The sequence below is a fragment of the Streptococcus cristatus genome (assembly GCF_001578775.1).
Lineage (GTDB): Bacteria > Bacillota > Bacilli > Lactobacillales > Streptococcaceae > Streptococcus > Streptococcus cristatus_A.
Window position 1 is genome coordinate 21,469 of record NZ_KQ969063.1, and the last position, 23,183, is coordinate 44,651.

Below are 23,183 nucleotides of genomic sequence, written 5' to 3' on the forward strand. Positions count from 1 at the left end.
AACATGGTTCTGATTAGCCTAGCAAGAATGCTAAGTAAATCAGCTTTTTATGTATCCTGCCGAATCATCTCCGCCCGTTCCTGATTTTGGTAAAGTCGATCATTTCTAGCTGAAAATCCCATCTTTTCCCAAAAGAGGTTGGTCTGTTGATTTTTTTCAAAACCGACTAGTGATACTTTATGGATGCCAAGTTTTTTCACTGCTGACAAGGCCTGTTTGACCAGAGCCTTTCCTACTCCTTTTCTGCGAAAATATGGATGGACAGCCACATGATAGATATAAGCTCGGTAGCCATCCGTTCCGATCAAAATAGTGCCGATAAAGCTCTCATCCTCTAAGGCAACTAGACAGGTTTCAGGATTGCGCTTCAAAAAACGGACAATCTCTTCTTCAGAATTATCTAGACTATCGAGTACCATGTCAGGGTAAGAGACCCACAGCTGGTAAACAGAGGCATAATCCTTTTCTGTCATCACACGAATTTCCATTGCACACATCCTCCCTAGGCCATTTCAAATTTGAGTTGACCGCCTTTGACGCCAACTTTGAGCGTTTGACTAGCTGCCAAATCTCCAGTCAGGAGCAACTCAGACAGCTTGTCCTCCACCTGCGTCTGCAGGGTACGGCGCAGCGGCCGCGCTCCCATTTCTGGATCGTAACCTTCCTGAGCCAGTAATTTCAGGGCACTAGCTTGGAATTTAAGCACGATGCCTTGCTCTGCCAGACTCCTAATCAACGGTTGCACCATAATCTTGACCACTTCCTGCATATCCTCAGCAGACAGAGTATGGAAGACCACCTTTTCGTCGATTCGGTTGATAAATTCAGGCCGGTAGGTCTTTTTCAATTCTTCCAGAATCCGTTTTTCCATATTGACCTGATCAAAGCGGATGTCCCGCGCCCCAAAACCAACCGTCTTATCATCCCGCAGGGCCGTTGCCCCCAGATTGCTGGTCATGATAATGATGGTATTGGAGAAGTCCACCTTGCGGCCCTTGCTATCAGTCAACTGGCCATCATCCAAGACCTGCAAGAGAACATTAAAGATATCTGGATGAGCCTTTTCTACCTCGTCAAAGAGGAGGACAGAATATGGGCGGTTGCGAACCTTCTCCGTCAACTCGCCGCCTTCCTCGTAGCCTACATAGCCCGGAGGCGCCCCGTTGAGACGACTCGCTGCGAATTTCTCCATATATTCACTCATGTCGAAGCGAATCAGGGCTGATTCATCATCAAAGAGAACTTCTGCCAAGGCCTTAGCCAACTCTGTCTTTCCGACACCCGTTGGCCCTAAGAACATAAAGGAACCAATTGGGCGTTTGCCAGTGCGAATGCCCGATTGATTGCGACGAATAGCTCGGCTGACAGCCGAAACTGCCGCATCCTGCCCGATGACCCGCTTGTGTAGTTCTTTTTCCAAGTTGAGGTATTTTTTGGCATCTGTCTGAGTTAATTTCTGCACAGGAATACCAGACAAGCGACTGAGAGTCTCTAAGATATCCTCTGCTTCCACTTTCAGCTTGTAAACAGTTGGTTCCTGCTCTTTTGCCAGTAGCTGGCCGACTTTTTTTAACTTTCCAGCCATCAAAGCCTGATCCACAGGCGTCAAATCCGACTGTTTATAATTCTGCGGTCCTTTATTCTTCACAGTCGCACTAGCCTCATCCAAAAGGTCAATGGCAGAGTCTGGCAAATGCTTGCTGGTCAGGTAGCGATGTGCATACTTGACCGCTGTTTCGATGGCCTGATCACTAATCTGCACCTTGTGGTGATTCTCATAGCTCTTTCTCAGACCTTGCAGAATAGCAATGCTGTAGGCCACAGTAGGCTCTTCAATAGTGACCTTGGCAAAACGCCTAGAAAGGGCTGCATCTTTTTCTATATGTTTCTGATACTCTTCCTGCGTCGTAGCACCAACTGTTCGCAAGGTTCCCCGAGCCAGAGCAGGTTTCAGGATATTGGCCGCATCCAAGGTCGAATCAATCCCGCTGCCAGAGCCCATGATGGTATGCAGCTCATCGATAAAGAGGATGATATGACCGTCTTCTTCAATATCATTGATGATATTGTTCATCCGTTCTTCAAAGTCTCCGCGGAAACGAGTCCCAGCGACAACATTCATCAAGTCTAGTTCCAAGACGCGCATCTTGGCAAGTTCTGCTGGAACCTGACCAGCTGCCACGCGCTGAGCCAAGCCCAGAGCCAGAGCCGTTTTACCGACCCCCGCATCACCGACTAAAACGGGATTATTCTTGGTCTTGCGACTAAGAATCTGAAGCATCCGAGAAATTTCCTCGTCCCGACCGATAACTGGTTCCAGACGACCAGCCCGAGCCAATTCTGTCAAATCCCGAGTATAGTCTTCCAGACCGCCGCTAGTTGAAGGAGGCATGCCCATCATATTCGCCATGGTTTGTTTGGCAGAGGCCGTGTTTTTATTTAGCGAGCGGATCGATTTGATTTCCTCTCTGCCCCAGCCAGCACGCTGCTCTAAAACCTTTCGCAAATCACTGAACCGAGGGGCTGCACTTTTATCATCATAGCCGAAACCCGCAGCTTCTAGCACACGAGCTGCCAAAGTCCCACGATCAAATAGCATGGCTAGGAGAAGATGTTCTGTCCCTAAGCTTTTAGCGTGGACGGCTTCCGCAATCTGTCCTGCTTGAGTAAAGAGCTCCTCCAAACGGTGAGAGAAAGGCAATAAGTCAAAACCGCCTTGTTTTTGATACTCTTTTCCAGTAATGTCAAAGGCTGCTTCTTCCAGTTTATCCACTTCAATAGGGAATTCATTTAGAGCCGAGCCTGCCACGCTGTAGGGATTATTAGCCAGAGCCATCAGCACTTGCCACGATTCTAAATAATCGGTAGCAAAATGACCGGCTAAAAGTTGAGCCGCTTCCAAGCTTTCTACTAAAGCTTTTGAATAATTCATATTCTTAATTTCCTTTTCTATCTAATTGCTGCAAAATTTTCCGTAACATTCTAGCTCGAATCCTCGGAGCCTCTGCTCCCAATACAGCATCGCTGGCACTCGCTAGGAGCAGATCTCCCTCACGCTGGCCAATAATTTTTTCATCAAAGAGCAGCTGCAAAATATCTGAAAAAACTGGCTGGCTGAGCGACTCACCGACATTGGTCAACAAATCAGACAGCATCTGGTGCCGATCAGAAAATTCAATCTTACCAATCCTGATATAGCCACCGCCACCGCGCTTGCTTTCGACGATATAGCCCCGACTCTCCGTAAAGCGTGTCTTAATCACATAATTGATCTGACTCGGAACCACCTGAAAAACATCAGCTAACTCACTGCGCTTCAGCTCGACCATACCCGCCTGCGCCAAAATTGTTTTGATATATTCTTCTATACTATCTGAGGTATTTTTGATGCCCATGATATACCTTTCTATCTGTTATATCTAAAAATAAGCATTCAAGTCTTCTCTAACATTGACTATCTTTGACTATTATACCGAAAAAATCTATTTTTTGAAAGAAAAAGAAGTACCAGAAAGCTTGAAAATATCTGATAATTCAGAGTAATGAAAAAGATTGATAGACTGGATAAAAAAGAGTGTAAACGCTTGCTTTTTACTTTTAAAGACTTATAATAAAGGTGGGAAAGTGTGGTGTTTACACCATCAACCGTATCCAAACAATCATCATCAAAAGGAGGTTTTCCAATGAAAATAAATTGGCTCAACTATACCCATCATGTACTTAGCTGCCTGTTTATCACTCTGAGTATCTTGACAATTTTTTCCGCAGAGTATGTCATTTTCCCAACAAGCCTTCTTCTAGGCTGTCTCCTAATCCCTCTACTCTTTGAGCAGCATTTATTCAGTCGCCGAATGACTTGGAGCCTTAGCATCTTCTTTGCCATTCTTGCCTTTGCCCTTCTCTTTATCATCAAAACCAATTATATCTCTCTTAGCTATCCAGCAACAACCCTTCTTCTTTTTGTACTAGCAAGCCTGAGTTTTTCAAACTCTTTTATCCTTCACAAACATAAAGAGCAAAAGGCCGCTAGATAAACCCGCCCAATAAAAAGTGTGGAAGCAACATGAGCTCGAAAGAGCCATGGATTCCACACTTTTTTATTCTATAAGGAGCCAGATGATAGCAAAAAATTCTTAAATGCTTCGTCCACGCTGCCAGCCTAAACTAGACTTCCAGAAAATTTTCTTCTCTTTATTTTCCTACTTTCATTTTCTTTTTAATTATATTATAATAGTTAGCAAACACATTTTCTAATCTAATTACTTTAAAAAATGATAGTATTCTACGAAGGAGGGCGCCATGATGGATTTGGGCCAATTGCACAAAACTACTGAATATAAGAATCAAGGGACCCCCTATTCCCTGACGCGTACGATTACGGAAAACGGCCAGCCTGACATCCTTTTCCACTGGCACACCGATGTTGAAATCATTTACGTCCATGAAGGAAGTGCCCAATTTCATATCGACGATCATTATTTCAATAGCCACAAGGGCGATATTGTCCTGATTCGTCCCAATGCCCTCCACTCCATTCATCCGATTGAGCAGCAGCGCCACTACATGGATGCCATTAACTTTCATTTGGATTTAATGGGCTATTCAGCCATGGATCATGCTAGTATCCACTACCTACAGCCTCTCTACAATGGTCAACTGGACTTTGTCCATGTCATCAAGCCGACTGATCAAGCCTATGAGGAAATTCGCCAATGCCTGCTGGCTACTATGGAAACGGGTTATTGCCAAAAGAACTACTATGAATTTCAGCTCAAGGCCCAGCTCAATCAGCTCTTCTACTTGCTGTTTGAAAACGGCTATATCGTCTCCAAGGAGCTATCGGCCGAGGGCTACCGCAAGGAAGAGAAAATCCGATCTATCATCGACTATATCAATGAGCATTATCAGGAAGAACTCTCTATTAATCAGCTGTCTGGTATTTGCGGCTACAGTCCGACGCACTTCATGAATTTCTTCAAAAAACATCTGGGTGTTTCTTGCATTGAATATCTGATTCAATTTCGCCTGCGCAAGGCTGCCGAGCTCCTCCAACACTCCACTCTGTCAGTTCTAGAAATCTCGAGCCAGTCTGGTTTTAATAACCTTTCTAATTTCAACCGACAATTTAAAAAATACTATCAAATGACACCCAGTCAATATCGAAGAAAGTAAGGAAATCTCCAGTCAACTGATTGGAGATTTTTTATCTGAATATGATTAATAAAAAACGAACAGACCTTTAGTCTGTTCGTTTTACGGGATTTTGAAAGTTATAGGTAGTTATTCTGCTGATTTTTCACGGATCACCAAAGTTCCATCTTCCATATCTGCAGTCAGGTGCTTAGCATCTAGATTATCCAAGTGGAAGTCGGTCACCTTGTCACGAATTTGCTGCTCGATGACCCGGCGGAGCGGACGAACACCCATGACTTGGTCATAACCAGCATCACGTAGGAATTCCTTAGCTGCGTCAGATACAGCTAGATCAATTTCCTTCTTGCTCAAGGTTTGATTTACTTCAACCAGCATGAGATTCACAATTTCCATCAGGTCTTCTTTCTTGAGATGAGAGAACTCGATCACTGCATTGAAACGATTGAGGAACTCTGGGCGGAAATAAGCTTTGAGTCGATCCATCAAATCAGGCTTTTCTGCATCCTCTTCTAGACCTGCTTCATAGCCAAATCCAGCATTAGAAGTTGCAATGATAACCGTGTTCTTGAAGTTGACTGTATTGCCTTGACCATCCGTCAAACGACCGTCATCCAGAACTTGAAGGAGAAGGGTAATTACTTGTGGATCAGCCTTTTCAATCTCATCCAAGAGAATGATAGAGTATGGATTGCGACGGACACGCTCGGTCAGGGTGTTGTTGTTATCATCATAGCCGACATAACCAGCAGTCGTACCAATCAACTTGGAAACCGCTGTGCGGTCACTGTATTCAGACATATCCAGACGGATGATAGCATCCTTGGTACCGAACATATCTAGAGCCAATTGCTTAGCTAGCTCAGTCTTTCCGACACCAGTCGGACCAACGAAGAGGAAGCTTCCGATTGGACGATTGCCTTCGTCAAAGCCTGCACGATTACGGCGGATAGCACGAGCCACAGCTTCTACAGCCTTGTCTTGGCCAATGACTTTTGCTTTGAGACGATCATTCATGCCCTTGAGGCGCTCAATGTCGCTAGCGCCCATTTGAGATACGGGCACACCCGTCATCCGCTCAACGGATTCTGCCACATCGTTGACTGTTGCTGTCACTTTCATATCCTCAGTGTGATTTTGAATTTTCTTTTCCAGCTCTTCAATGCGGGTCTTGGCATTCAGAGCTGCTTCATAATCTTCTTTTTCGACAGCTGTTTCCTGCTTAGCCTTCTGCTCAGCAATCTCATGTTCAACTGCATGAACATCAGTCACTGGATGTTGGGCTGCCAAGTGGGCAGCAGTCACATCGACCAGGTCAATCGCCTTGTCTGGCAGGCTTCGTTGTGGAATATACTGAACAGAGTAGTCCACAGCCGCTTTCAGCACTTCATCTGGCAGGATGACATTGTGGTGCTTTTCGTACAAGTCCCGAATGCCTCGAAGGATCTGATAGGTATCTTCTGCAGACGGCGCATTAACTTTGACTTCATTGAAGCGACGAGCCAGAGCTGCATTTTTGAGAATGGTATTGCGGTACTCGTCTTGAGTAGTAGCCCCGATAACGGTCAACTCCCCACGAGAAAGCGCTGGTTTGAGAATATCCGCCAGGCCCTTAGAGCCACTATCTCCACCAGTAGAGCCAGCCCCTAGAATTTGATGGATTTCATCAAAGAATAGGATAACATTCCCGGCTTCCTTGACTTCATTGACTAAGTTTTGGATATTTTCTTCAAAGCTACCACGATATTGGGTACCAGCTTCCAGACCGGAAATATCAACAGAAATAATTTCCTTGTTCTTGATAGCCGCTGGCACATCGCCATTAACGATAGCCTGAGCCAAGCCTTCTACGACAGCTGTCTTACCAACTCCGGCATCACCGACCAGAACTGGATTATTCTTAGTACGGCGGGAAAGGATTTCAGCTGTTTCTTGGATTTCCTTATTGCGTCCAATGACTGGATCCAGCTTACCATCACGCGCTTCTTGGGTCAGATTACGACCTAGCTTAGCCAGAATGCCATCTTGCTTAGGCCCATGCGCTCCAGCTTGCACATCCTGTTCGCTAGTCATTTGACCAGGGAGCTTGCCAGTAGCCCGGTACTGAGCAAACTCTTCCGGTGTGACCTCTCTACCATTAATCAAGTAGCGACGATGTTCGCTGTTGTAGCCACCCATGCGCCCCATGAGTTGGTTGAAAAGGTCGTCCATACTGTTAAAATTGTTGTAATTGTTGTTCATCATTTTTCCTCACTTTTTATAGGTTTTATATCATTTTTTCATTTGCTAAAGTCTCAGATAAGAAATTTCTTCCTTATCTACTATAAATATTCATTTGGGAGATCTTCTCCTATCTATTATTTTACATAACTTATTCTATTTCCAAAAATTTAGACTCCTTCAGTCTCTTGTTTTATGGATGAGTCGGATCTATTTCAGAAGAATTGATGTTACATAATTTTTAATCCTCCCAAAAATAATCGCCTACTGGCTATATCCTCATCTTCTGAATAAATTCTGTGTAAACTTTTTTGTTTACAGTTGTAATTATACATCCTTTTTACCCCCTTGTCAATAGGTTTTAATAAAAAATTTACATAATTTTTTAAAAGTCAAAAAACTTCCCCACATAGAAATGTAAAGAAAGCTTCTCTATTTTGATACAAGTTAAATCATATACTCTACACTATAACTGGCATCCGACAGAATGCGGGACAGAAACTGTTTGGTCCGCTCCTCCTTGGGACTGGTGAAGAATTCCTGTGGAGGATTTTCTTCGATGATGTGACCTCCGTCCATAAAGATGACATGGTTGGCCACATCACGGGCAAAGTTCATCTCGTGGGTCACAACGACCATGGTCACTCCCTCCTGAGCCAGCTGTTTCATGACACTGAGCACTTCGCCGACCAGTTCCGGATCTAGAGCCGAAGTCGGCTCATCCAGCAGGATAACGTCTGGCTTGACAGCAATGGCGCGGGCAATCCCGATCCGCTGCTGCTGGCCGCCTGATAGCTGAGAAGGATAGTAGTCCTTGTAGGCTAAGAGTCCCACGCGCTTCAAGGCATCTTCCGCAATCTCAAGCGCTTCTTCCCTCGGTATCTTACGAGCGATCACTAAGCCTTCTAAGATATTTTCAAGGGCTGTTTTATTGGCAAAGAGATTATAATGTTGGAAGACAAAGGCTGTCTTTCTACGAATTTCCAAAATCTCCTTTTTACTAAGTTTAGCCAAATCATAGTCCTTACCAGCCAAAGTCAGCTGGCCGCCATCCGCTTTTTCTAAGTGATTCAGACAGCGCAGAAATGTTGTTTTCCCAGAGCCTGAGGGTCCCAGAATAACCACAACGTCACCTTGATTGACCTTGAGACTGACATCTGCCAGCACCTGGTGCTCTCCAAATCGTTTGGAGATCTGTTTTACTTCTAACATAATCTTTCCTTCCTAAGCAAGAGCGTAGCGCTTTTCCAAGCCCCTAAAAATCCACTGAATCAAGCCACAAATAATGAGATAAATAACAAAAATCACTAAGTAAGACTCTGAATACTGGTAAGAATGGGAGGCCTCTATCTTAGCCAAGGCTGTGATATCCTTGACCGTCATGACAAATACCAGCGAGGTTCCCTTAACTAGATTGATAACCAAATTGGCCAGATTGGGCAGGGCAGAGCGCAGAGCCTGAGGAAAAACTATTCTCCGATAGGCTTGAAAATTCGTTAACCCAATCGTCTGAGCTGCTTCTAACTGTCCTTTATCCACTGTCAAAATAGCAGAGCGCAAGATTTCCGATAAACTCCCTGTTGTCATCAAGCTATAGATGATAAAAGCATAGTAAAGCGGATTGAACTTAAAGACATCTACCTGACTGCCTAGACTTTTGAAAAATTGATTCAGCAAGCTAGGAAAAAGACTGTAGAAAAAGAGGATAAGTAAAATGGGAGGTGTTGCCCGAATGAAGGCTAGATAAACAACCGAAAAAGTTCGAACGCCACGGACTTTGTAAATCTGCCCCAGAGCTAAGAGAAGGGCTGGAATAAAGCTGAGCAGAATAGCCACCACCATAATGGTCAAGGTTACCGGTATGCCCTTCAAAGTAACCAGAAAGGTATTTACAATATAATTCAAATCCATGCTTTACCTCTCCTTGACTGTCAGACTTTTTTCCAGAAGCTGGGAAGCCAGCGAAACCACTAGCGCAATCCCCCAGTAAATCAAGGCCACCGCTGTATAGGTTTCTAGGGAATAATTTCCTAGATTCCGGCTGATGAGATTTTGTCCCGCTCCCATAACATCAACTGCCCCAATCGTATAAGCCAGCGCAGCATCCCGCATGAGATTAAGAAAGGCGGTAGTCAGATTGGGCAGGGCAATACGAAAAGCTTGTGGCAGAATGATGCGCAGAAAAGTCTGCACGGGTGTCAAACCAATACTAAGACCTGCCTCGCTCTGTCCCTTGGGAACAGCTAGATAGGCTGCCTTGAAGACTTCTGCAATCATAGCCGCAAAGAGCAGAATCATGGTAATGATGACAAATACGGTCCGTGACCAATTGTTAATATCCAGTCCCAGCCACCATTTTAAAAACTCTGGAATGCCATAGAAGACCAAGAAGAGCAAGACTATAGGCGGTGTACATCTAAGGATAAATATATACCCTCTAGCTAGACCAGCAAAAGTCTGCTCCTCCACAACCTGAGCCCAGGCCAACAGACCACCTAGCAAGGATCCAACCAAAACTGTCACGAACATGATCCATAAAGTAGTCGGCAAGGCCTGTAACAAACCAGGCAGCAGGCCAAAAACACGGGACAAATCATAAGCGACCATACGGTCTCCTTTCTCCAGCTTTTAGTCTTTATCTACATAAGAAAAGACATCTTCACCAAAGTATTTTTCCGATAATTTAGAGAGTGTCCCATCTTTTTCCAGCTCTTTAATAGCCTTTTCATAGGCTTTGGCAAACTCTTCATTCTTTTTATCTTTATGAATGAGTGGATAGGTAGGGATACCCTTATAAGGGAACCAGCTCAACTGATCCGCATACTGATGGTAGGAACCTGCCTTGTCTGTGACAGCTTTTTCAAAGGACAATTTGATATCAAAGAAGGCATCATAGCGACCTTCCAGGACCCAAGCATAGGCATCCGCTATCTGAAAAGACTCTGCTGCGGTCAACTCAATTGGGCTAGCGCTGTGCTTTTTGTTGTACTCTTCAATCACTGTCCATTGAGCATTCTGTGGCGAAATCGGCACCAATTTCCCTTTTTCTTTGGCAAAATCATCAATATTTTTAAATTTATTTGCATCTGCTTTTCGAATGGTGAAGCCGATGATACTAGCTCCGATAGGACTTTCTGGAATGATGAACTTCTTCGCCCGCTCTTCGGTGTACCAAGCTCCCTTGGTTCCGATATCATATTTCCCAGATTCCAAACCAATCAAAAGATCTTCGTCACTGGTGCCAGTATATTCGAACTGATAATCTGGCAATTTTTCATCAATGGCCTTGAGTACTGCTACTTCATACCCATCTGACTGGCCTTTTTCGTCCAAAAAGTCGTAAGGAACGTAGTTTTGCGTATGAGCTACTTTTAAAGTCGTGACCTTGTTATTGCCTGATGCCGCACTACTCGCCTTGCTGGATGAAGCCCCCGTCAAGGTCCGTCCCAAATAAGTTGCGGCAACAATAGCAATCACAGCTGCTCCACCGATAATCCATTTTTTCTTACTCATTCTTTCGTCTCCTTTTTATGCTAAACTTGCTGCTTGGCGAACCCACTCAATCCGCTCTGGATCAATATCGCTTGGGATGGTGCAGTTAGCCCCGATAATCAAAGCATCCTTGCCAGCCTCTGCTATCAAGCGCTTGGTTTCATTTTGAATAGCTTCTTGGCTACCTGTGTAGAGCAGACCAGTCTTGCCATTTTCAAAACCACCGAGAACGGTCCGACCGCCAAATAATTTGCGACCTTCTGCCAAGCTGATGCCTTCTGGCCCCACTGCCCAGTTAATAACCTGAGCTGGATAATCTGTGAAAAGATGAATGTCGTTTCGCGCACCTTCGTAGCCACAAATATGCAGAATATTCACTCCGCCAGCCGCATTGGCTGCTTCCAGCACCGCTAATTCACTAGGAGCAATAAAAGCCTTATAGTCTTCAGCTGACACCCGTGCATCCTGAATGCTCTGAACGCTGAGGTAAATTCCATCTGCACCAGCTTCCTTGATAATGCGCTCTGTCAGAGCCGCAATATCTTGAGCAATCACATCTAGCACCCGCTTTGTCACTTCCGCATCCTCTGCTAGAAAGTCTGCAATGATGTCATCTCCTCCAGCAACCTTGCCAACCAGCCATTTGAAGTAGGTTACCGGCGCAAAAATATTGTAAATAGCAACCAAATCCTCTGTGAAGCCAGCCCTAATCTTTTGAACCAGCTCCACCTGCTCACTGATCCAAGGATGGTCGGCGCCTAAAGGCTCGATATCTGTCAAGTCCTTGATGGATTGAATTTTTTTCAAGCGCTCATTCGGATAGACAAAATAACCATCGCTCATCAGTTTGACAAAGTCTGGCTTGACTTCTGATAGAAATGCTTGATGGCCTGCCAGATTTTTCTTAATAATAGTCTGATTGCCAAAACCAGCCAGCCACTCATCCTCACTGGTAAAATGATGCCAGAAACCAACTGGCACTCGGTCAACTTTTTCTCCCTTAAAGGCTTTTAAAACCAACTCTCTTTTAGACATATCTTGCTCCTTTTCAATTTGATTGCTATTATCATATCACTGAAAAGTGAGCTTTCCAAATATATATTTCCTATCAGCCCGATTAAAAATATTTATAAGAGTAAATTAAAAAAGCTAGCTCAAGCTAGCTTTACCAAGGTTTTTCAGCTTTCTATGAAAAACCTGTTTTTATTACTATTTTTAGAAAGTCAAGATATATATTTTCTATGGGAGAGATAGGCAATCTTTATCAAAAGACCTCTACTTCGATCTTACTTACCCTTAGCTGCAAAATACTCCCGTACAAGCGGTGCAACCTTGGTGCCAAAGAGTTCGATAGACTGGAGAACCTGCTCATGCGGAAGCGATCCCAGCGGTAGATGCAGCATGAAGCGGTCCAACCCCAGCTCCTCTATCATCTTGATCAATTTCTGAGCGACCTTTTCAGGACTGCCGACAAACATAGCCCCCTCTGGTCCTACCTGATCTAGGTATTGCTCATAGGTCATCTCCCGCCAGTGAGGGCGGTCCTTGGAGATAGCGTCCACTACCTGCTTGGTCGGATGGAAGTAAGTCCGGACCGCCTCCTCATTGTCCTCCATGACCCAGCCCCAAGAGTGGGCAGCGATCTTCAACTTTTCATCTGAGTAGCCACTTTCCTGCCCAATCCGGCGATACGCATCCAGCAGGGGCTTGAAGCGCTTAGGCTGTCCACCGATAATGGCATACGCAATTGGCAGGCCCTTCTGGGCGACCTTAATGGTGGACTCGGCATTTCCCCCTGTCGCTACCCAAACTGGCAATGTTTCTTGCACCGCCCGTGGGTAGACTTCCCGATTGTCAATAGTTTGCGTCAGCTTTCCCTTCCAATTTAGCCGAGTCTCAGCACTGGCATAGAGGAGCAGGTCCAGCTTTTCATCAAAAAGCTCTTCATAATCCTTCAAGTCATAGCCAAAGAGCGGAAAGGACTCGATAAAAGAGCCACGGCCAGCCATGACCTCTGCTCTGCCATTTGACAATGCATCAATCGTCGCATACTGCTGGTAGACTCGAATAGGATCCAAGCTCGATAGGACACTGACAGCACTGGTCAGGCGAATCTTCTCCGTCTTGATCGCACCAGCCGCCAGCACAATCTCCGGCGCAGAGACGGCAAAGTCCTCTCGGTGATGCTCTCCAATACCATACACGTCCAGCCCTACCTTGTCTGCCAGCTCAATCTCTGCTACCAGCTGCCGAATCCGTTCGTCATGAGTATAGGTCTGCCCTGTACCCTCCAGTGGCGTTGTCTCTCCAAAAGTAGAAATACCTAATTCCACCATGTTTTTGTCCTCCTGATATTTAAGATAAAAGCATTTTATCACCAATTAGTGATATATACAAAAATGATGCTCAACCTATTGTCCATCTGCATAGAATAACATGGTTTTGTCATGATAGAAAGAGACTTCCAAAGAGCACCATCACCAAATACCATACCAAAAGCCCCAGAAAAATCTGAGGCTTGGTATTTTTATCGAGATTCATTAAGACGGTTATTCTACCGTTACAGATTTAGCGAGATTACGCGGTTTATCCACATCTAAACCACGGTGCAAGGTTGCAAAATAAGCAATCAATTGAGTCGGTACCACCATAGAGATTGGGGACAAATAAGGGTGAACTTGGCTCAGGACAATATCGTCTCCATCCTTAGCCACATTTTCCTCCGCAATGGTCAACACCTTGGCTCCGCGCGCCACAACTTCAGAAACATTTCCGCGAGTATGGCTAGCCAAGACCTCGTCTGAAAGTAGGGCTAGAACAGGTGTTCCCTCTTCAATCAGAGAAATAGTACCATGCTTGAGTTCTCCTGCCGCAAAGCCTTCACACTGAATGTAGGAAATTTCCTTAAGCTTAAGGCTAGCTTCCATCGCCACATAATAGTCCTGACCACGACCGATATAAAAGGCGCTGCGAGTTTCCGCCAACAAGTCACGAACCTTGCTTTCGATCAATTCTTTCTCAGAAAGGGTAGACTCGATAGACTGGGCTACGATAGACAGCTCATGAACCAAATCAAACTTCTTAGCTTTTTCATTGCCATTAGCATCACCGACTGCCTTGGCCAAGAAAGCTAGGGCAGCGATTTGTGCAGTGTAGGCTTTGGTTGAAGCCACGGCGATTTCTGGTCCAGCATGGAGAAGCAGGGTATGCTTGGCTTCACGAGACAAGGTTGAGCCTGGCACATTGGTCACTGTCAAGCTAGGAATGCCCAGTTCATTGGCCTTGACCAAGACTTGGCGGCTATCAGCTGTCTCACCAGATTGGCTGATGAAGATGAAGAGTGGCTTCTTGCTCAGAAGCGGCATAGCATAGCCCCATTCTGAAGAAATACCCAGTTCAACTGGCGTATCCGTCAGTTCTTCCAACATCCGTTTAGAAGCGTAACCCGCATGATAAGAAGTTCCAGCAGCAATGATATAAATGCGATCCGCTTCTTGGACTGTCTTGATGATGGCAGGATCAATCAGCATCTTATTATTTTCATCCGCATAGGTGCTGATCAGCTTACGCATCACGGTCGGCTGCTCGTCAATTTCCTTCAGCATGTAGTAAGGATAAGTGCCTTTGCCGATATCAGACAGGTCCAGCTCAGCAGTATAGCTACCACGTTCAAGAACATTGCCTTCGTAGTCTTGCACTTCTACGCTATTAGCCGTCACGATGACCAGCTCTTTATCATGGATTTCCATGTATTCGCTGGTCTCACGAATCATAGCCATAGCATCGGAGCATACCATATTGTAGCCGTCACCCAAGCCAATCAAAAGCGGAGATTTGTTTTTAGCAACGTAGATCGTAGAAGGATCTTGAGCGTCTACCAAGGCAAAAGCGTAGGAACCTTCGATAATGTGAAGAGCCTTGCGGAAAGCGTCAAGAACAGATAGACCGTCTTCTTCCACAAATTTCCCAATCAAATGAACTGTAATTTCTGTATCTGTCTGCCCTTTAAAATCATGACCAGCAAGATAGTTATTTTTGATGTCCAGGTAATTTTCAATCACACCGTTGTGAACCAAAACAAAACGGCCTGTCTGAGAAGTGTGAGGATGGGCGTTATTCTCACTTGGTTTTCCGTGGGTTGCCCAGCGAGTATGCCCAATACCTGTTGAACCTGCCACATCCATGCCAATCTTGGCACGAAGATCTGCAATCCGACCAACAGACTTGACTAGACTAGATTTTTCTCCTGTTGTCACAAAAATTCCAGCTGAGTCATAGCCTCGGTATTCTAACTTTTCAAGTCCTTGCATCAAAATATCTGTTGCATTGCGGTTTCCCACAACTCCTACGATTCCACACATAGATTTATTTCTAGCCCTTTGCTGGCAAAAAGCTAGTTCCTCCTTTATTGAAAATTGGTATAGTCTTATTTATCTTTTTATCGAGAGACGAAAACATTATACACAGCAATTTAACATTTGTCAACATAAAATTGGTATAGTTTCGAGACAGGGAAATTTGTTTAAGAAACAAAAAAGCCTCCCAACAGAAGACTTTTCATAGCAATCAGAAAAACGAGGCTCAATGCCCCTTGTGCTTTTCCAATCTTTTTTGCTGTTTGAGTTCGAATTTCCTTTGCTTAGCCAGTTCTTTTTGCTGCTTACGCTTGGCTTGAGAGATTTGTTTTTGTTCTTCAAATTGCAACTTCAGCGCTTCCTGAGACTTTGAAGAAAGTGAAGCTATCTGCTCTTTTTTAGCCTGTCTCTGTAGGCGTTTGGGACTAACCGACTTAGTCTTCTCCTTCACCCTGATGCTGGGACTAAACTGCAAGCGATGATAATAACGGTTTAGAAAATCCAACAATTCCTGCGTACTAGGCTCTGCACCAAAGGTGACTCGGCAAACTCTATAAGATTGAGCATGTTCCTGCTCAAAAAGACCGTGCCAAAATCCCTCTTCAAAATAAACTGTCAGCGTCATTGAAATCCTATCCATGACAGCACCTCCTTAAAAAAATCCCTAAGAATGGACAACCAAGGAGGAAGGTTACTGACAAAAATGGATTTTTTGCGTCTGGACTACCAACCAGAACTGTGTTTTTATCTTAGTAGCTACAGTTTAGCAAGATTTTCTAAAAAATTCAAGGAAAGCCAAAAATTGTACCGATAGAAGACAAAGTAAGGCTAACGAAAAATCTCTAAATTCAAAAGTAATTTTGAGATTGTCCTAAAATCTTAGTAAAAACAAAAAAGCCCTCTGAGATCAGAGAGCTGATTTGAGCTCGGGCTAAAATCCTAGTGAAAAAGATGAAACTCCTTGTGTTCATCGAACACGGTGTCGTTTCCCTATTTTCATACGGATTTTTGACGCCCTTAGCATCATGATTCTTGCTGGATAAAATGTTTCTAGACAAGGCGACGAGCCGAAGATTGTACGAAAATTTTAGTGAAACAAAAAATCTCCCCGAAGGGAGATGATCTGGTTTATTTTACCTTACAGTGCTAGGAAACGTAACCGAAGATTATACTTGAGTATATCGAGGTAAGGTGACAACGCAATGTAAGTGGAAAATAAAGCAGATTAACGACGAAGTCCTAGAGAGTTGATCAACTCACGGTAACGGTTAACGTCGTTTTTACGCAAGTATGCAAGCAAGTTACGACGGCGACCGATTTTCTTCATCAATCCACGGTAAGTAGCGTGGTCTTTTTTGTGTTGTTTGATGTGTTCGTTAAGGTGGTTGATTTCCCAAGTAAGGACAGCAACTTGAACCTCTACTGAACCTGTATCACCTTCGTGACGTGCATATTGTGCAATGATTTCATTTTTTTTCTCTTTTGAGATTGCCATGATAAGCTCCTTTTCTTTACGCTTCATCCGAGTGACAGGCTTGGCAATTCCTGCAACCAAGAAGAAGTTATTTGTCTTTAAGACATTCTTATTCTATCAGGAAGCTAAGTTTTTGTCAAATCTTCTACTTTTTCAACAAGGTCAGCTGAGTTTCATCAACCAAAATGAGAATTTTTCCACACATTTGCTCCAAGACTCTATCTAACCAGTCGCTTTTGACTTTGGAGCGGGTTTAGCTTATACTGGGATTAAGATGACGCGAGGAGAAGAGCTTATGAAATATCTTGAGTTTGGAGAAAGCAAACGAGAAATTTCCCAGATTATCATAGGGCTGATGCGAATTGCCCAAATGGCACCCAAAAAGGTGGAAGAACTGGTCGAAACAGCCTTGTCAGTCGGAATTAATGCTTTTGACTTAGCCGATATCTACGGTGGAGGTAAGTGCGAAGAAATTCTGGGACAAGTGCTCAAAAATCGGCCTGACCTGCGAGCTAAGATGTGGATTCAGTCCAAAGTAGGAATCCGCATAGAAGAATTCACCTACTTCGACTTTTCCAAAGACTATATCCTCGAAGCAACGGATGGTATTTTACAGCGCTTAGGCGTGGATCATCTGGACTCTCTGCTCTTGCATCGCCCAGATGCCCTGATGGAGCCCAGTGAAATCGCTGAAGCTTTTGATCTGCTCAAATCTCAAGGAAAGGTTCTTGATTTTGGAGTGTCCAACCAGAATTCTATGATGATGGAGCTACTAAAAACAAAGGTCAAGCAGCCCTTGGTGGCAAATCAGCTCCAACTAAGCGCAGCTTTCTCGCCTGCTTTTGAAGCTGGTTTCCACGTTAACATGGAGGGAGCAGCCGCAAATATGCGCGACGGTAGTATTTTCGAATACTGCCACCTCAACGACGTCGTAATTCAGGCCTGGTCTGTTCTCCAGCACGGCTATTTCGAAGGCGTTTTTGTCGGTTCGGATAAATATCCCAAACTTAATGCCGTCCTGAACCGACTGGCCGACAAATACCAAATATCACCATCCGCAGTAGCTATTGCTTGGGTACTACGCTATCCAGCCCACATGCAGGCGGTCATCGGCACAACCAAGGCTAGCCGCATCATCGAATCAGCCAAGGCAGCAGATATTGAACTGACTAGAAAAGAATGGTACGAAATCTACTTGGCCTCTGGAAAAGATCTTCCTTAAAAAATGAGCCTGAAATCCGATTAATCTTCTACCAAGATGCTAGCTAAAGGACTGACAGAAAAGCTGTCCAGAGCATGTCCACTGTATAGCCGAGAAGGCAAAATCACCTTGCACAAGATTAGCTAGCACATAAAATTCCTATTTCACGAAAGGAAAAAATATATGAACCATTTCGATACAATCATCATCGGCGGAGGACCGGCTGGCATGATGGCTGCTATTTCCAGTTCTTTCTACGGACAGAAGACCCTGCTTCTCGAGAAAAATAAACGACTAGGCAAGAAACTAGCGGGTACAGGCGGCGGGCGCTGCAATGTCACCAACAATGGAAACTTGGATGACCTCATGGCCGGCATTCCTGGCAACGGGCGCTTTCTTTACAGCGTCTTTTCCCAGTTTGACAACCATGATATCATCCACTTTTTTACGGAAAATGGCGTCAAACTCAAGGTCGAAGACCACGGCCGTGTTTTCCCAGCGACAGACAAGTCCCGCACCATTATCGAGGCCTTGGAAAAGAAGATTGCAGAGCTGGGCGGCACTGTCATCACCAATACTGAAATCGTCTCCGTCAAAAAAACTGATGAGCTTTTCACTGTCAGATCCAGCGACCAGGCTTGGACCTGCCAGAAGTTGATTGTGACGACTGGCGGCAAGTCCTACCCTTCAACTGGCTCGACAGGCTTCGGTCACGATATTGCTCGGCACTTTAAGCACACTGTGACCGACTTGGAAGCAGCCGAAAGTCCGCTTCTGACTGATTTTCCTCACAAAGCGCTTCAGGGAATTTCGCTGGACGATGTAACCCTCAGCTATGGCAAGCATATCATCACCCACGACTTGCTCTTTACCCACTTTGGCCTATCAGGTCCGGCAGCTCTGCGCTTGTCTAGCTTTGTCAAGGGCGGCGAAACCATCTATCTGGACCTTTTGCCACAGATGAGTCAGCAGGATTTAGCGGACTTTTTAGAAGAAAACCGGGAAAAATCGCTGAAGAACTGCCTGAAAATCCTCCTACCCGAGCGACTAGCAGACTTTTTAGCCCAGCCCTTTCCCGAGAAAGTCAAACAACTCAATCTCAGTGAAAAAGAGGCTCTGATCAAACAAATCAAAGAACTGCCCATCCCTGTCACTGGCAAAATGTCTCTTGCCAAGTCCTTTGTTACCAAGGGTGGCATCAGCCTCAAGGAGATCAATCCTAAAACCTTGGAAAGCAAACTCGTTCCCGGCCTCCACTTTGCTGGAGAGGTTCTAGACATCAATGCCCACACAGGTGGCTTTAACATCACTTCTGCCCTCTGTACCGGCTGGGTGGCAGGCTCAAATCCAATAAATACCAAATAAGAAAGGAAGTCCTTTGGAACATATTATTTTACTAAGAGGCGTTACTCCCAATGGAAAAAATGCTATTCCAAAAATGTCTTATTTGGTAGATATTTTAACAGAAGCTGGTTTTCAACACGTTCGAACCTATATTCAAAGTGGGAATATCATTCTTGAAAGTGACTTGGACTTGGAAGAAATACGAGAACGCGTTCATACTCTGATAAAGGAAAAAATTGGAGCTGACTTAAAAATGGTTATCAAGAATAAGGACGATTTTGAAAAGATTGTTCAAGAGAACCCATTTAGAGAAGACTATCTTCATGATCGTGTACATGTGATTCTTTATCAGGGATTTATCCAAAGTCTGCCATTAGAAAATTTGAAAGCTGACTACGGTGAGGAAGAAATTTGTGTAGGCGATCACTGTCTCTACCTCTATCTCCCTAGAACTGCAAAACGAAAAAAGCTCAATACCAACTATCTTGAAAAACTGTTTGGCGTGAATTTTACCATGCGAAAGTTAAACGTCGTGGAAAAGTTACTAACAAAATAGGAGAACAAGATGAACAGACGCGAAACAGTCGAATTCGTCAACATGTGCATGATTAAAAACGGTGACAAGGTTCTGGTCCAAGATCGAGTTAATCCCGACTGACCCGGCATCACTTTTCCTGGTGGTCATGTAGAGCGTGGAGAATCTTTTACCGATGCAGTTATCAGAGAAGTCAAGGAAGAAACTGGACTGACCATATCCAAACCCCAACTTTGCGGCATCAAGGATTGGTATGATGATAAGGATTTTCGATATGTCGTCCTGCTCTACAAGACAAAGCATTATTCCGGCGTGTTGCAATCTTCAGATGAAGGAAAGGTTTGGTGGGAAGATTTTAAAAATCTCTCTCATCTGAAACTTGCCACCGATGATATGTCTGATATGCTTCGTGTGTTTTTAGAAAAAGATCTCAGTGAATTCTTTTACTACAAAGACGGTGACAACTGGCTTTACGATTTGAAGTAAAAAATGAGGCTGAGACAAAAGTCCTAGCCTCTCAATTGTCTTTGGATTGTCGAGTAAGACGCAGTGGTTGAGTGGGCTCTACTACGCTGATTTCATCAGCTTTTACAGCCCTACTCAACTGTGCGGAGGTGGGACGACGAAATCGAATTCTAACGAATTACTGATTTCTGTCCCACTCTCATTTATTCTGCATTTGTCCGAACGTAAGCTGCAATGACATCTGATGTGTACTGAGCTGTGCCTGGACCAAATTTGTCGATATTTTCCTTAAACTCTGGGTTATAGACATAGCCTTTACCGATATGACCGAAGACTTCAATAGAGCAGTCAAAGCCATAAGTACGGATGGCTTGCAAGAGACGCGCTGCCTGCTCTTGATTTTCTGCCGCTTCAACTGGCAAGCCTTGCTGCATATTCTCTGCCAGACTTTGAAAAACTTGATTGAAGGCTGCGGCAGATTCTTCTTCCCGTCCATTTTGACGAGTCAGTGCTTCCGACATGACTTCTTGACCGTATTCTTCGACAGCTTTTTGGTGGTATTTTTGATTGTCTTCGTAGGCAAAACCTGCGAATTTTTCTTTCATTGTCATCTTTCTTTCTCCTTTTTCTTCTTGGATAGTTTTTCGCAAGGTAGAAATCAAGGTATCCAAGCGGTCTCTTTCCTGCTGCAAATATTCCAACTGCCTCACCAGATGCGGCAATAAGGCCTGATCGTCCTGACTCAGTAGCTCTGCTATTTTCTCCAAAGAAAAGCCTAGATACTTATAGTAAAGGATGACCTGTAGCCGCTCTAGATCAGCTTGACTATAGGTTCGGTAGCCATTTTCTGATTTTTGAGGAACCAAAAGCCCGATTTTGTCGTAGTGGTGCAGGGTTTTGACAGAGACACCCGAAAGCTGCGCAGCTTCTTTGATATGATACATAAAAAAACCTCCTTGCCCTTATAGTATAAGCCCTGACCTTAGGGCAGAGTCAAGCTTTTTATGAAATTTTTTAAATCACTTTAAATTTTCCAAAGTAGCTAGTATTTATTTGCGAGAAACCATAGCAATAAAGCCCAGTTTTTCTTGATTCTTTTGGAACATCTTAAACATCTTCATAAACTGGCCGTAGTTCTCTTTTTTAAGGGCATTGAAGCAGATTTTCAGAGTGCCACCCAGCCCTTCGTCATATATCATCCCTCGAAGGCTCATCAAGGTCATTTCGCCGACAAAGGTGTCCACACGGTCAAAAGCATGAGAACGTGCCAGCTGAATCCAAGATCCCTCGGTTAGAGGCCCCACATTGACATTAATCGCACGAGATAGCTCTTCTCGGACATTCTCATCTTTTTGCTTGAGCATGACGTCATGGGTGAGGAGCACTCCACCTGGCTTCAGCACTCGGTAGTACTCATCCATACATTTGGCCTTCCCCTTATCCGTCTGCATGGTCAGCATGGCTTCATTGATAACAATATCAAACGAATTATCATCATAAGGCAGCTTCATGGCATTAGCTTGCTCAAATGTGACGAGCTCACCAACACCAGCCTTGTCTCCATTAAGCTTAGCCTGAGCCAGCGCAGCCTTATCCAAATCAACTGCAGTAATCTGGCAGCCATATGTTTTAGCCAGCTCGATTGTTGTAGTCCCCATATTGCAGGCAACCTCTAGAACTTTCTTATCGCTGGAAAACTGCCCCTGCTCAATCAGCCAGTCGGTTGCCAGCTTACCACCGGGACGAAGGCGTTTCTTTCCTAACTTTGCTAAAAATTTATGCCCTGCTTCTGCCATTTCCAAACCTCCATGATTTTGATTGATTCCATTATAGCATAAAATATTATATTTTCAGATAATTCTTAGAATTTAGCAAAAAAACAGACCGAATCGACCGATTCAATCTGTCTTTTACCTTCTTTATAGCCCAAGAGATCCGGCCAGATAGCGCAGCAAGGCCACCAAGACTACGCCAAATACAACAGTTGCAATTAAGTTCTTATACTTAAAAGCCACATAGCTAGTCGGAAAAACAGCTATTAAATCCAGCCATTTAAAACTCGGCAACTGACCTCTTTGAGCATTGGTGACGCTGGATAGGATAAGGGCAAAGATAATGGAAACTGGCAGATATTTGAGAAAACGCTCTACCATGGGCGGAAGCCCCTTGTACTTGACTAGGATAAAGGGCAAAACCCGTGGAATCCAAGTGACCAAGGCTGACAAAAGAATGGCCAGCAAAATATACTTACTTATCATCCAAAATCACCCCCACTGTGCAGCCTAGCAAGGTTGCAAAAAGCACCGCCAGTGAATTTTGAAGTAGCATAGTTAGGACTAAGTAGGCAAGGCCCACCACGCCCAAGACGAAAAAGAGCTTCTTTATCTTGACCCGACGCAGCATGATTGTAAACTGAGAAGAGAAAATACCGATAAACATGGCAACTAGGGCAAAGTCCAGGCCAAAGCTCTCAGGATTGGGCATAAGGGCACCGAGAGCTGTTCCCAAAATAGACCCCAAGATCCAAGCAGTATAACCCACAAAATTATTGCCCATCATCCAACGAGCAGCGATTTTCTCTGTATGGGCCCGCTCTCCCATCAAGACTCCATAAGATTCATCCGTCAAAAAAGAGCCAATGACAATATTCTGCATCAAGCTAGACTTACGAAAAAGAGTTGATGCATGTAAGCCGAGCAGAAGATTCCGGATATTAATCAGAAAAACAGTCAGTGCAATGGCAAAAACCGGCGCCTGCTGGGCAAATAAACCAATCATGGCAAACTGGGCACTGCCCGCATAAACCAGAATACTCATCAGCCCCATCTCCAAGGGATTCATATAAGGCGCCGCCATGATGCCGCAGGCTAGGCCAATCCCAATATAACCCAGAGCCGTTGGCACTGCCGCTTGTGCCCCTTGTTTAAATGTCTGTCCGCGCATTCT

General features: G+C 44.5%; 23 protein-coding genes. 6 read left to right on the forward strand and 17 right to left on the reverse strand.

Annotation, left to right across the window (positions count from 1 at the left end; translation table 11 throughout):
* Positions 1-47 precede the first annotated feature (47 nt).
* The 3 genes from SCRDD08_RS08560 to SCRDD08_RS08570 are packed head-to-tail and all read right to left on the reverse strand — an operon-like array spanning position 48 to position 3,395.
* A complete protein-coding gene (locus tag SCRDD08_RS08560; protein WP_061423311.1) occupies positions 48-488 on the reverse strand; it encodes a GNAT family N-acetyltransferase in 441 nt (146 codons plus the stop codon).
* A gap of 14 nt (positions 489-502) precedes the next feature.
* A complete protein-coding gene (locus SCRDD08_RS08565) occupies positions 503-2,932 on the reverse strand; it encodes an ATP-dependent Clp protease ATP-binding subunit (RefSeq protein ID WP_061423312.1) in 2,430 nt (809 codons plus the stop codon).
* Positions 2,933-2,936: 4 nt separating this feature from the next.
* Positions 2,937-3,395: a CtsR family transcriptional regulator gene (locus SCRDD08_RS08570; RefSeq protein ID WP_061423313.1), complete on the reverse strand. Its 459-nt coding sequence runs from the start codon at positions 3,393-3,395 to the stop codon at positions 2,937-2,939.
* Positions 3,396-3,683: 288 nt separating this feature from the next.
* On the opposite strand from SCRDD08_RS08570, the gene SCRDD08_RS08575 reads away from it, so the two are divergent.
* Together SCRDD08_RS08575 and SCRDD08_RS08580 are read left to right on the forward strand one after the other, a co-directional pair.
* Positions 3,684-4,034 carry a hypothetical protein gene (locus SCRDD08_RS08575; RefSeq protein WP_061423314.1) on the forward strand — a complete coding sequence of 117 codons (351 nt, stop codon included), beginning with the start codon at positions 3,684-3,686 and terminating at the stop codon, positions 4,032-4,034.
* Between the two features lie 265 nt (positions 4,035-4,299).
* Positions 4,300-5,172, forward strand: coding sequence for an AraC family transcriptional regulator (locus tag SCRDD08_RS08580; protein ID WP_155719800.1), 873 nt, complete (start codon positions 4,300-4,302; stop codon positions 5,170-5,172).
* A gap of 108 nt (positions 5,173-5,280) precedes the next feature.
* On the opposite strand, the gene SCRDD08_RS08585 is transcribed toward SCRDD08_RS08580, so the two are convergent.
* From SCRDD08_RS08585 to rpsO, 10 genes are all read right to left on the reverse strand, one after another.
* Positions 5,281-7,392 carry an ATP-dependent Clp protease ATP-binding subunit gene (locus SCRDD08_RS08585; RefSeq protein WP_061423315.1) on the reverse strand — a complete coding sequence of 704 codons (2,112 nt, stop codon included), beginning with the start codon at positions 7,390-7,392 and terminating at the stop codon, positions 5,281-5,283.
* A gap of 426 nt (positions 7,393-7,818) precedes the next feature.
* Positions 7,819-8,583 carry an amino acid ABC transporter ATP-binding protein gene (locus SCRDD08_RS08590; protein WP_061423316.1) on the reverse strand — a complete coding sequence of 255 codons (765 nt, stop codon included), beginning with the start codon at positions 8,581-8,583 and terminating at the stop codon, positions 7,819-7,821.
* Between the two features lie 12 nt (positions 8,584-8,595).
* Positions 8,596-9,282, reverse strand: a complete 687-nt coding sequence (locus tag SCRDD08_RS08595) for an amino acid ABC transporter permease (RefSeq protein ID WP_061423317.1) — start codon at positions 9,280-9,282, stop codon at positions 8,596-8,598.
* Between the two features lie 3 nt (positions 9,283-9,285).
* Positions 9,286-9,978: an amino acid ABC transporter permease gene (locus SCRDD08_RS08600; RefSeq protein WP_061423318.1), complete on the reverse strand. Its 693-nt coding sequence runs from the start codon at positions 9,976-9,978 to the stop codon at positions 9,286-9,288.
* 21 nt (positions 9,979-9,999) lie between these two features.
* Positions 10,000-10,884, reverse strand: coding sequence for a transporter substrate-binding domain-containing protein (locus SCRDD08_RS08605; RefSeq protein ID WP_061423319.1), 885 nt, complete (start codon positions 10,882-10,884; stop codon positions 10,000-10,002).
* A 15-nt stretch (positions 10,885-10,899) separates the two neighbouring features.
* Positions 10,900-11,898, reverse strand: coding sequence for a uroporphyrinogen decarboxylase family protein (locus SCRDD08_RS08610; protein ID WP_061423320.1), 999 nt, complete (start codon positions 11,896-11,898; stop codon positions 10,900-10,902).
* 251 nt (positions 11,899-12,149) lie between these two features.
* Positions 12,150-13,199 (reverse strand): LLM class flavin-dependent oxidoreductase, encoded by a 1,050-nt coding sequence (locus SCRDD08_RS08615; protein ID WP_061423321.1) that lies wholly within the window; start codon positions 13,197-13,199, stop codon positions 12,150-12,152.
* A 213-nt stretch (positions 13,200-13,412) separates the two neighbouring features.
* Positions 13,413-15,224 carry a glutamine--fructose-6-phosphate transaminase (isomerizing) gene (gene glmS / locus SCRDD08_RS08620; RefSeq protein ID WP_061423322.1) on the reverse strand — a complete coding sequence of 604 codons (1,812 nt, stop codon included), beginning with the start codon at positions 15,222-15,224 and terminating at the stop codon, positions 13,413-13,415.
* A 220-nt stretch (positions 15,225-15,444) separates the two neighbouring features.
* Complete coding sequence (locus SCRDD08_RS08625) at positions 15,445-15,858, reverse strand: YjdF family protein (RefSeq protein ID WP_061423323.1); 414 nt, start codon at positions 15,856-15,858, stop codon at positions 15,445-15,447.
* 585 nt (positions 15,859-16,443) lie between these two features.
* Positions 16,444-16,713 carry a 30S ribosomal protein S15 gene (gene rpsO, locus SCRDD08_RS08630; protein ID WP_001018251.1) on the reverse strand — a complete coding sequence of 90 codons (270 nt, stop codon included), beginning with the start codon at positions 16,711-16,713 and terminating at the stop codon, positions 16,444-16,446.
* A 274-nt stretch (positions 16,714-16,987) separates the two neighbouring features.
* On the opposite strand from rpsO, the gene SCRDD08_RS08640 reads away from it, so the two are divergent.
* The 4 genes from SCRDD08_RS08640 to SCRDD08_RS08655 all read left to right on the forward strand — a co-directional run bounded on the left by SCRDD08_RS08640 (position 16,988) and on the right by SCRDD08_RS08655 (position 20,258).
* Entirely contained in the window at positions 16,988-17,914 is a 927-nt protein-coding gene (locus SCRDD08_RS08640) for an aldo/keto reductase (RefSeq protein ID WP_061423324.1), read from the forward strand.
* A gap of 162 nt (positions 17,915-18,076) precedes the next feature.
* Entirely contained in the window at positions 18,077-19,258 is a 1,182-nt protein-coding gene (locus tag SCRDD08_RS08645; RefSeq protein WP_061423325.1) for an aminoacetone oxidase, read from the forward strand.
* Positions 19,259-19,271: 13 nt separating this feature from the next.
* Positions 19,272-19,793, forward strand: a complete 522-nt coding sequence (locus SCRDD08_RS08650) for a DUF1697 domain-containing protein (protein ID WP_061423326.1) — start codon at positions 19,272-19,274, stop codon at positions 19,791-19,793.
* Between the two features lie 108 nt (positions 19,794-19,901).
* The gene (locus SCRDD08_RS08655; RefSeq protein WP_231089371.1) at positions 19,902-20,258 is read left to right on the forward strand and encodes an 8-oxo-dGTP diphosphatase; all 357 of its coding nucleotides are present in this window, start codon (positions 19,902-19,904) and stop codon (positions 20,256-20,258) included.
* A 182-nt stretch (positions 20,259-20,440) separates the two neighbouring features.
* Here SCRDD08_RS08655 and SCRDD08_RS08660 read toward each other — a convergent pair whose 3' ends face one another.
* The 4 genes from SCRDD08_RS08660 to SCRDD08_RS08675 all read right to left on the reverse strand — a co-directional run bounded on the left by SCRDD08_RS08660 (position 20,441) and on the right by SCRDD08_RS08675 (position 23,180).
* Positions 20,441-21,181 carry a MerR family transcriptional regulator gene (locus tag SCRDD08_RS08660; protein ID WP_061423327.1) on the reverse strand — a complete coding sequence of 247 codons (741 nt, stop codon included), beginning with the start codon at positions 21,179-21,181 and terminating at the stop codon, positions 20,441-20,443.
* 105 nt (positions 21,182-21,286) lie between these two features.
* Positions 21,287-22,033, reverse strand: a complete 747-nt coding sequence (locus SCRDD08_RS08665) for a class I SAM-dependent methyltransferase (protein ID WP_061423328.1) — start codon at positions 22,031-22,033, stop codon at positions 21,287-21,289.
* 123 nt (positions 22,034-22,156) lie between these two features.
* Positions 22,157-22,495, reverse strand: a complete 339-nt coding sequence (locus SCRDD08_RS08670) for an AzlD domain-containing protein (RefSeq protein ID WP_061423329.1) — start codon at positions 22,493-22,495, stop codon at positions 22,157-22,159.
* The gene (locus SCRDD08_RS08675; protein WP_061423330.1) at positions 22,485-23,180 is read right to left on the reverse strand and encodes an AzlC family ABC transporter permease; all 696 of its coding nucleotides are present in this window, start codon (positions 23,178-23,180) and stop codon (positions 22,485-22,487) included. The genes SCRDD08_RS08670 and SCRDD08_RS08675 overlap by 11 nt, the downstream gene beginning before the upstream one ends.
* Between the last annotated feature and the right edge of the window lie 3 nt (positions 23,181-23,183).

What these genes read in the sequence shown, in the direction of transcription:
- SCRDD08_RS08560 (WP_061423311.1), bottom strand. Translation starts at nt 488, where the DNA reads ATGGAAATTCGTGTGATGACAGAAAAGGATTATGCCTCTGTTTACCAG.
- SCRDD08_RS08565 (WP_061423312.1), bottom strand. Translation starts at nt 2,932, where the DNA reads ATGAATTATTCAAAAGCTTTAGTAGAAAGCTTGGAAGCGGCTCAACTT.
- SCRDD08_RS08570 (WP_061423313.1), bottom strand. Translation starts at nt 3,395, where the DNA reads ATGGGCATCAAAAATACCTCAGATAGTATAGAAGAATATATCAAAACA.
- SCRDD08_RS08575 (WP_061423314.1), top strand. Translation starts at nt 3,684, where the DNA reads ATGAAAATAAATTGGCTCAACTATACCCATCATGTACTTAGCTGCCTG.
- SCRDD08_RS08580 (WP_155719800.1), top strand. Translation starts at nt 4,300, where the DNA reads ATGATGGATTTGGGCCAATTGCACAAAACTACTGAATATAAGAATCAA.
- SCRDD08_RS08585 (WP_061423315.1), bottom strand. Translation starts at nt 7,392, where the DNA reads ATGAACAACAATTACAACAATTTTAACAGTATGGACGACCTTTTCAAC.
- SCRDD08_RS08590 (WP_061423316.1), bottom strand. Translation starts at nt 8,583, where the DNA reads ATGTTAGAAGTAAAACAGATCTCCAAACGATTTGGAGAGCACCAGGTG.
- SCRDD08_RS08595 (WP_061423317.1), bottom strand. Translation starts at nt 9,282, where the DNA reads ATGGATTTGAATTATATTGTAAATACCTTTCTGGTTACTTTGAAGGGC.
- SCRDD08_RS08600 (WP_061423318.1), bottom strand. Translation starts at nt 9,978, where the DNA reads ATGGTCGCTTATGATTTGTCCCGTGTTTTTGGCCTGCTGCCTGGTTTG.
- SCRDD08_RS08605 (WP_061423319.1), bottom strand. Translation starts at nt 10,884, where the DNA reads ATGAGTAAGAAAAAATGGATTATCGGTGGAGCAGCTGTGATTGCTATT.
- SCRDD08_RS08610 (WP_061423320.1), bottom strand. Translation starts at nt 11,898, where the DNA reads ATGTCTAAAAGAGAGTTGGTTTTAAAAGCCTTTAAGGGAGAAAAAGTT.
- SCRDD08_RS08615 (WP_061423321.1), bottom strand. Translation starts at nt 13,199, where the DNA reads ATGGTGGAATTAGGTATTTCTACTTTTGGAGAGACAACGCCACTGGAG.
- glmS (WP_061423322.1), bottom strand. Translation starts at nt 15,224, where the DNA reads ATGTGTGGAATCGTAGGAGTTGTGGGAAACCGCAATGCAACAGATATT.
- SCRDD08_RS08625 (WP_061423323.1), bottom strand. Translation starts at nt 15,858, where the DNA reads ATGGATAGGATTTCAATGACGCTGACAGTTTATTTTGAAGAGGGATTT.
- rpsO (WP_001018251.1), bottom strand. Translation starts at nt 16,713, where the DNA reads ATGGCAATCTCAAAAGAGAAAAAAAATGAAATCATTGCACAATATGCA.
- SCRDD08_RS08640 (WP_061423324.1), top strand. Translation starts at nt 16,988, where the DNA reads ATGAAATATCTTGAGTTTGGAGAAAGCAAACGAGAAATTTCCCAGATT.
- SCRDD08_RS08645 (WP_061423325.1), top strand. Translation starts at nt 18,077, where the DNA reads ATGAACCATTTCGATACAATCATCATCGGCGGAGGACCGGCTGGCATG.
- SCRDD08_RS08660 (WP_061423327.1), bottom strand. Translation starts at nt 21,181, where the DNA reads ATGTATCATATCAAAGAAGCTGCGCAGCTTTCGGGTGTCTCTGTCAAA.
- SCRDD08_RS08665 (WP_061423328.1), bottom strand. Translation starts at nt 22,033, where the DNA reads ATGGCAGAAGCAGGGCATAAATTTTTAGCAAAGTTAGGAAAGAAACGC.
- SCRDD08_RS08670 (WP_061423329.1), bottom strand. Translation starts at nt 22,495, where the DNA reads ATGATAAGTAAGTATATTTTGCTGGCCATTCTTTTGTCAGCCTTGGTC.
- SCRDD08_RS08675 (WP_061423330.1), bottom strand. Translation starts at nt 23,180, where the DNA reads ATGCGCGGACAGACATTTAAACAAGGGGCACAAGCGGCAGTGCCAACG.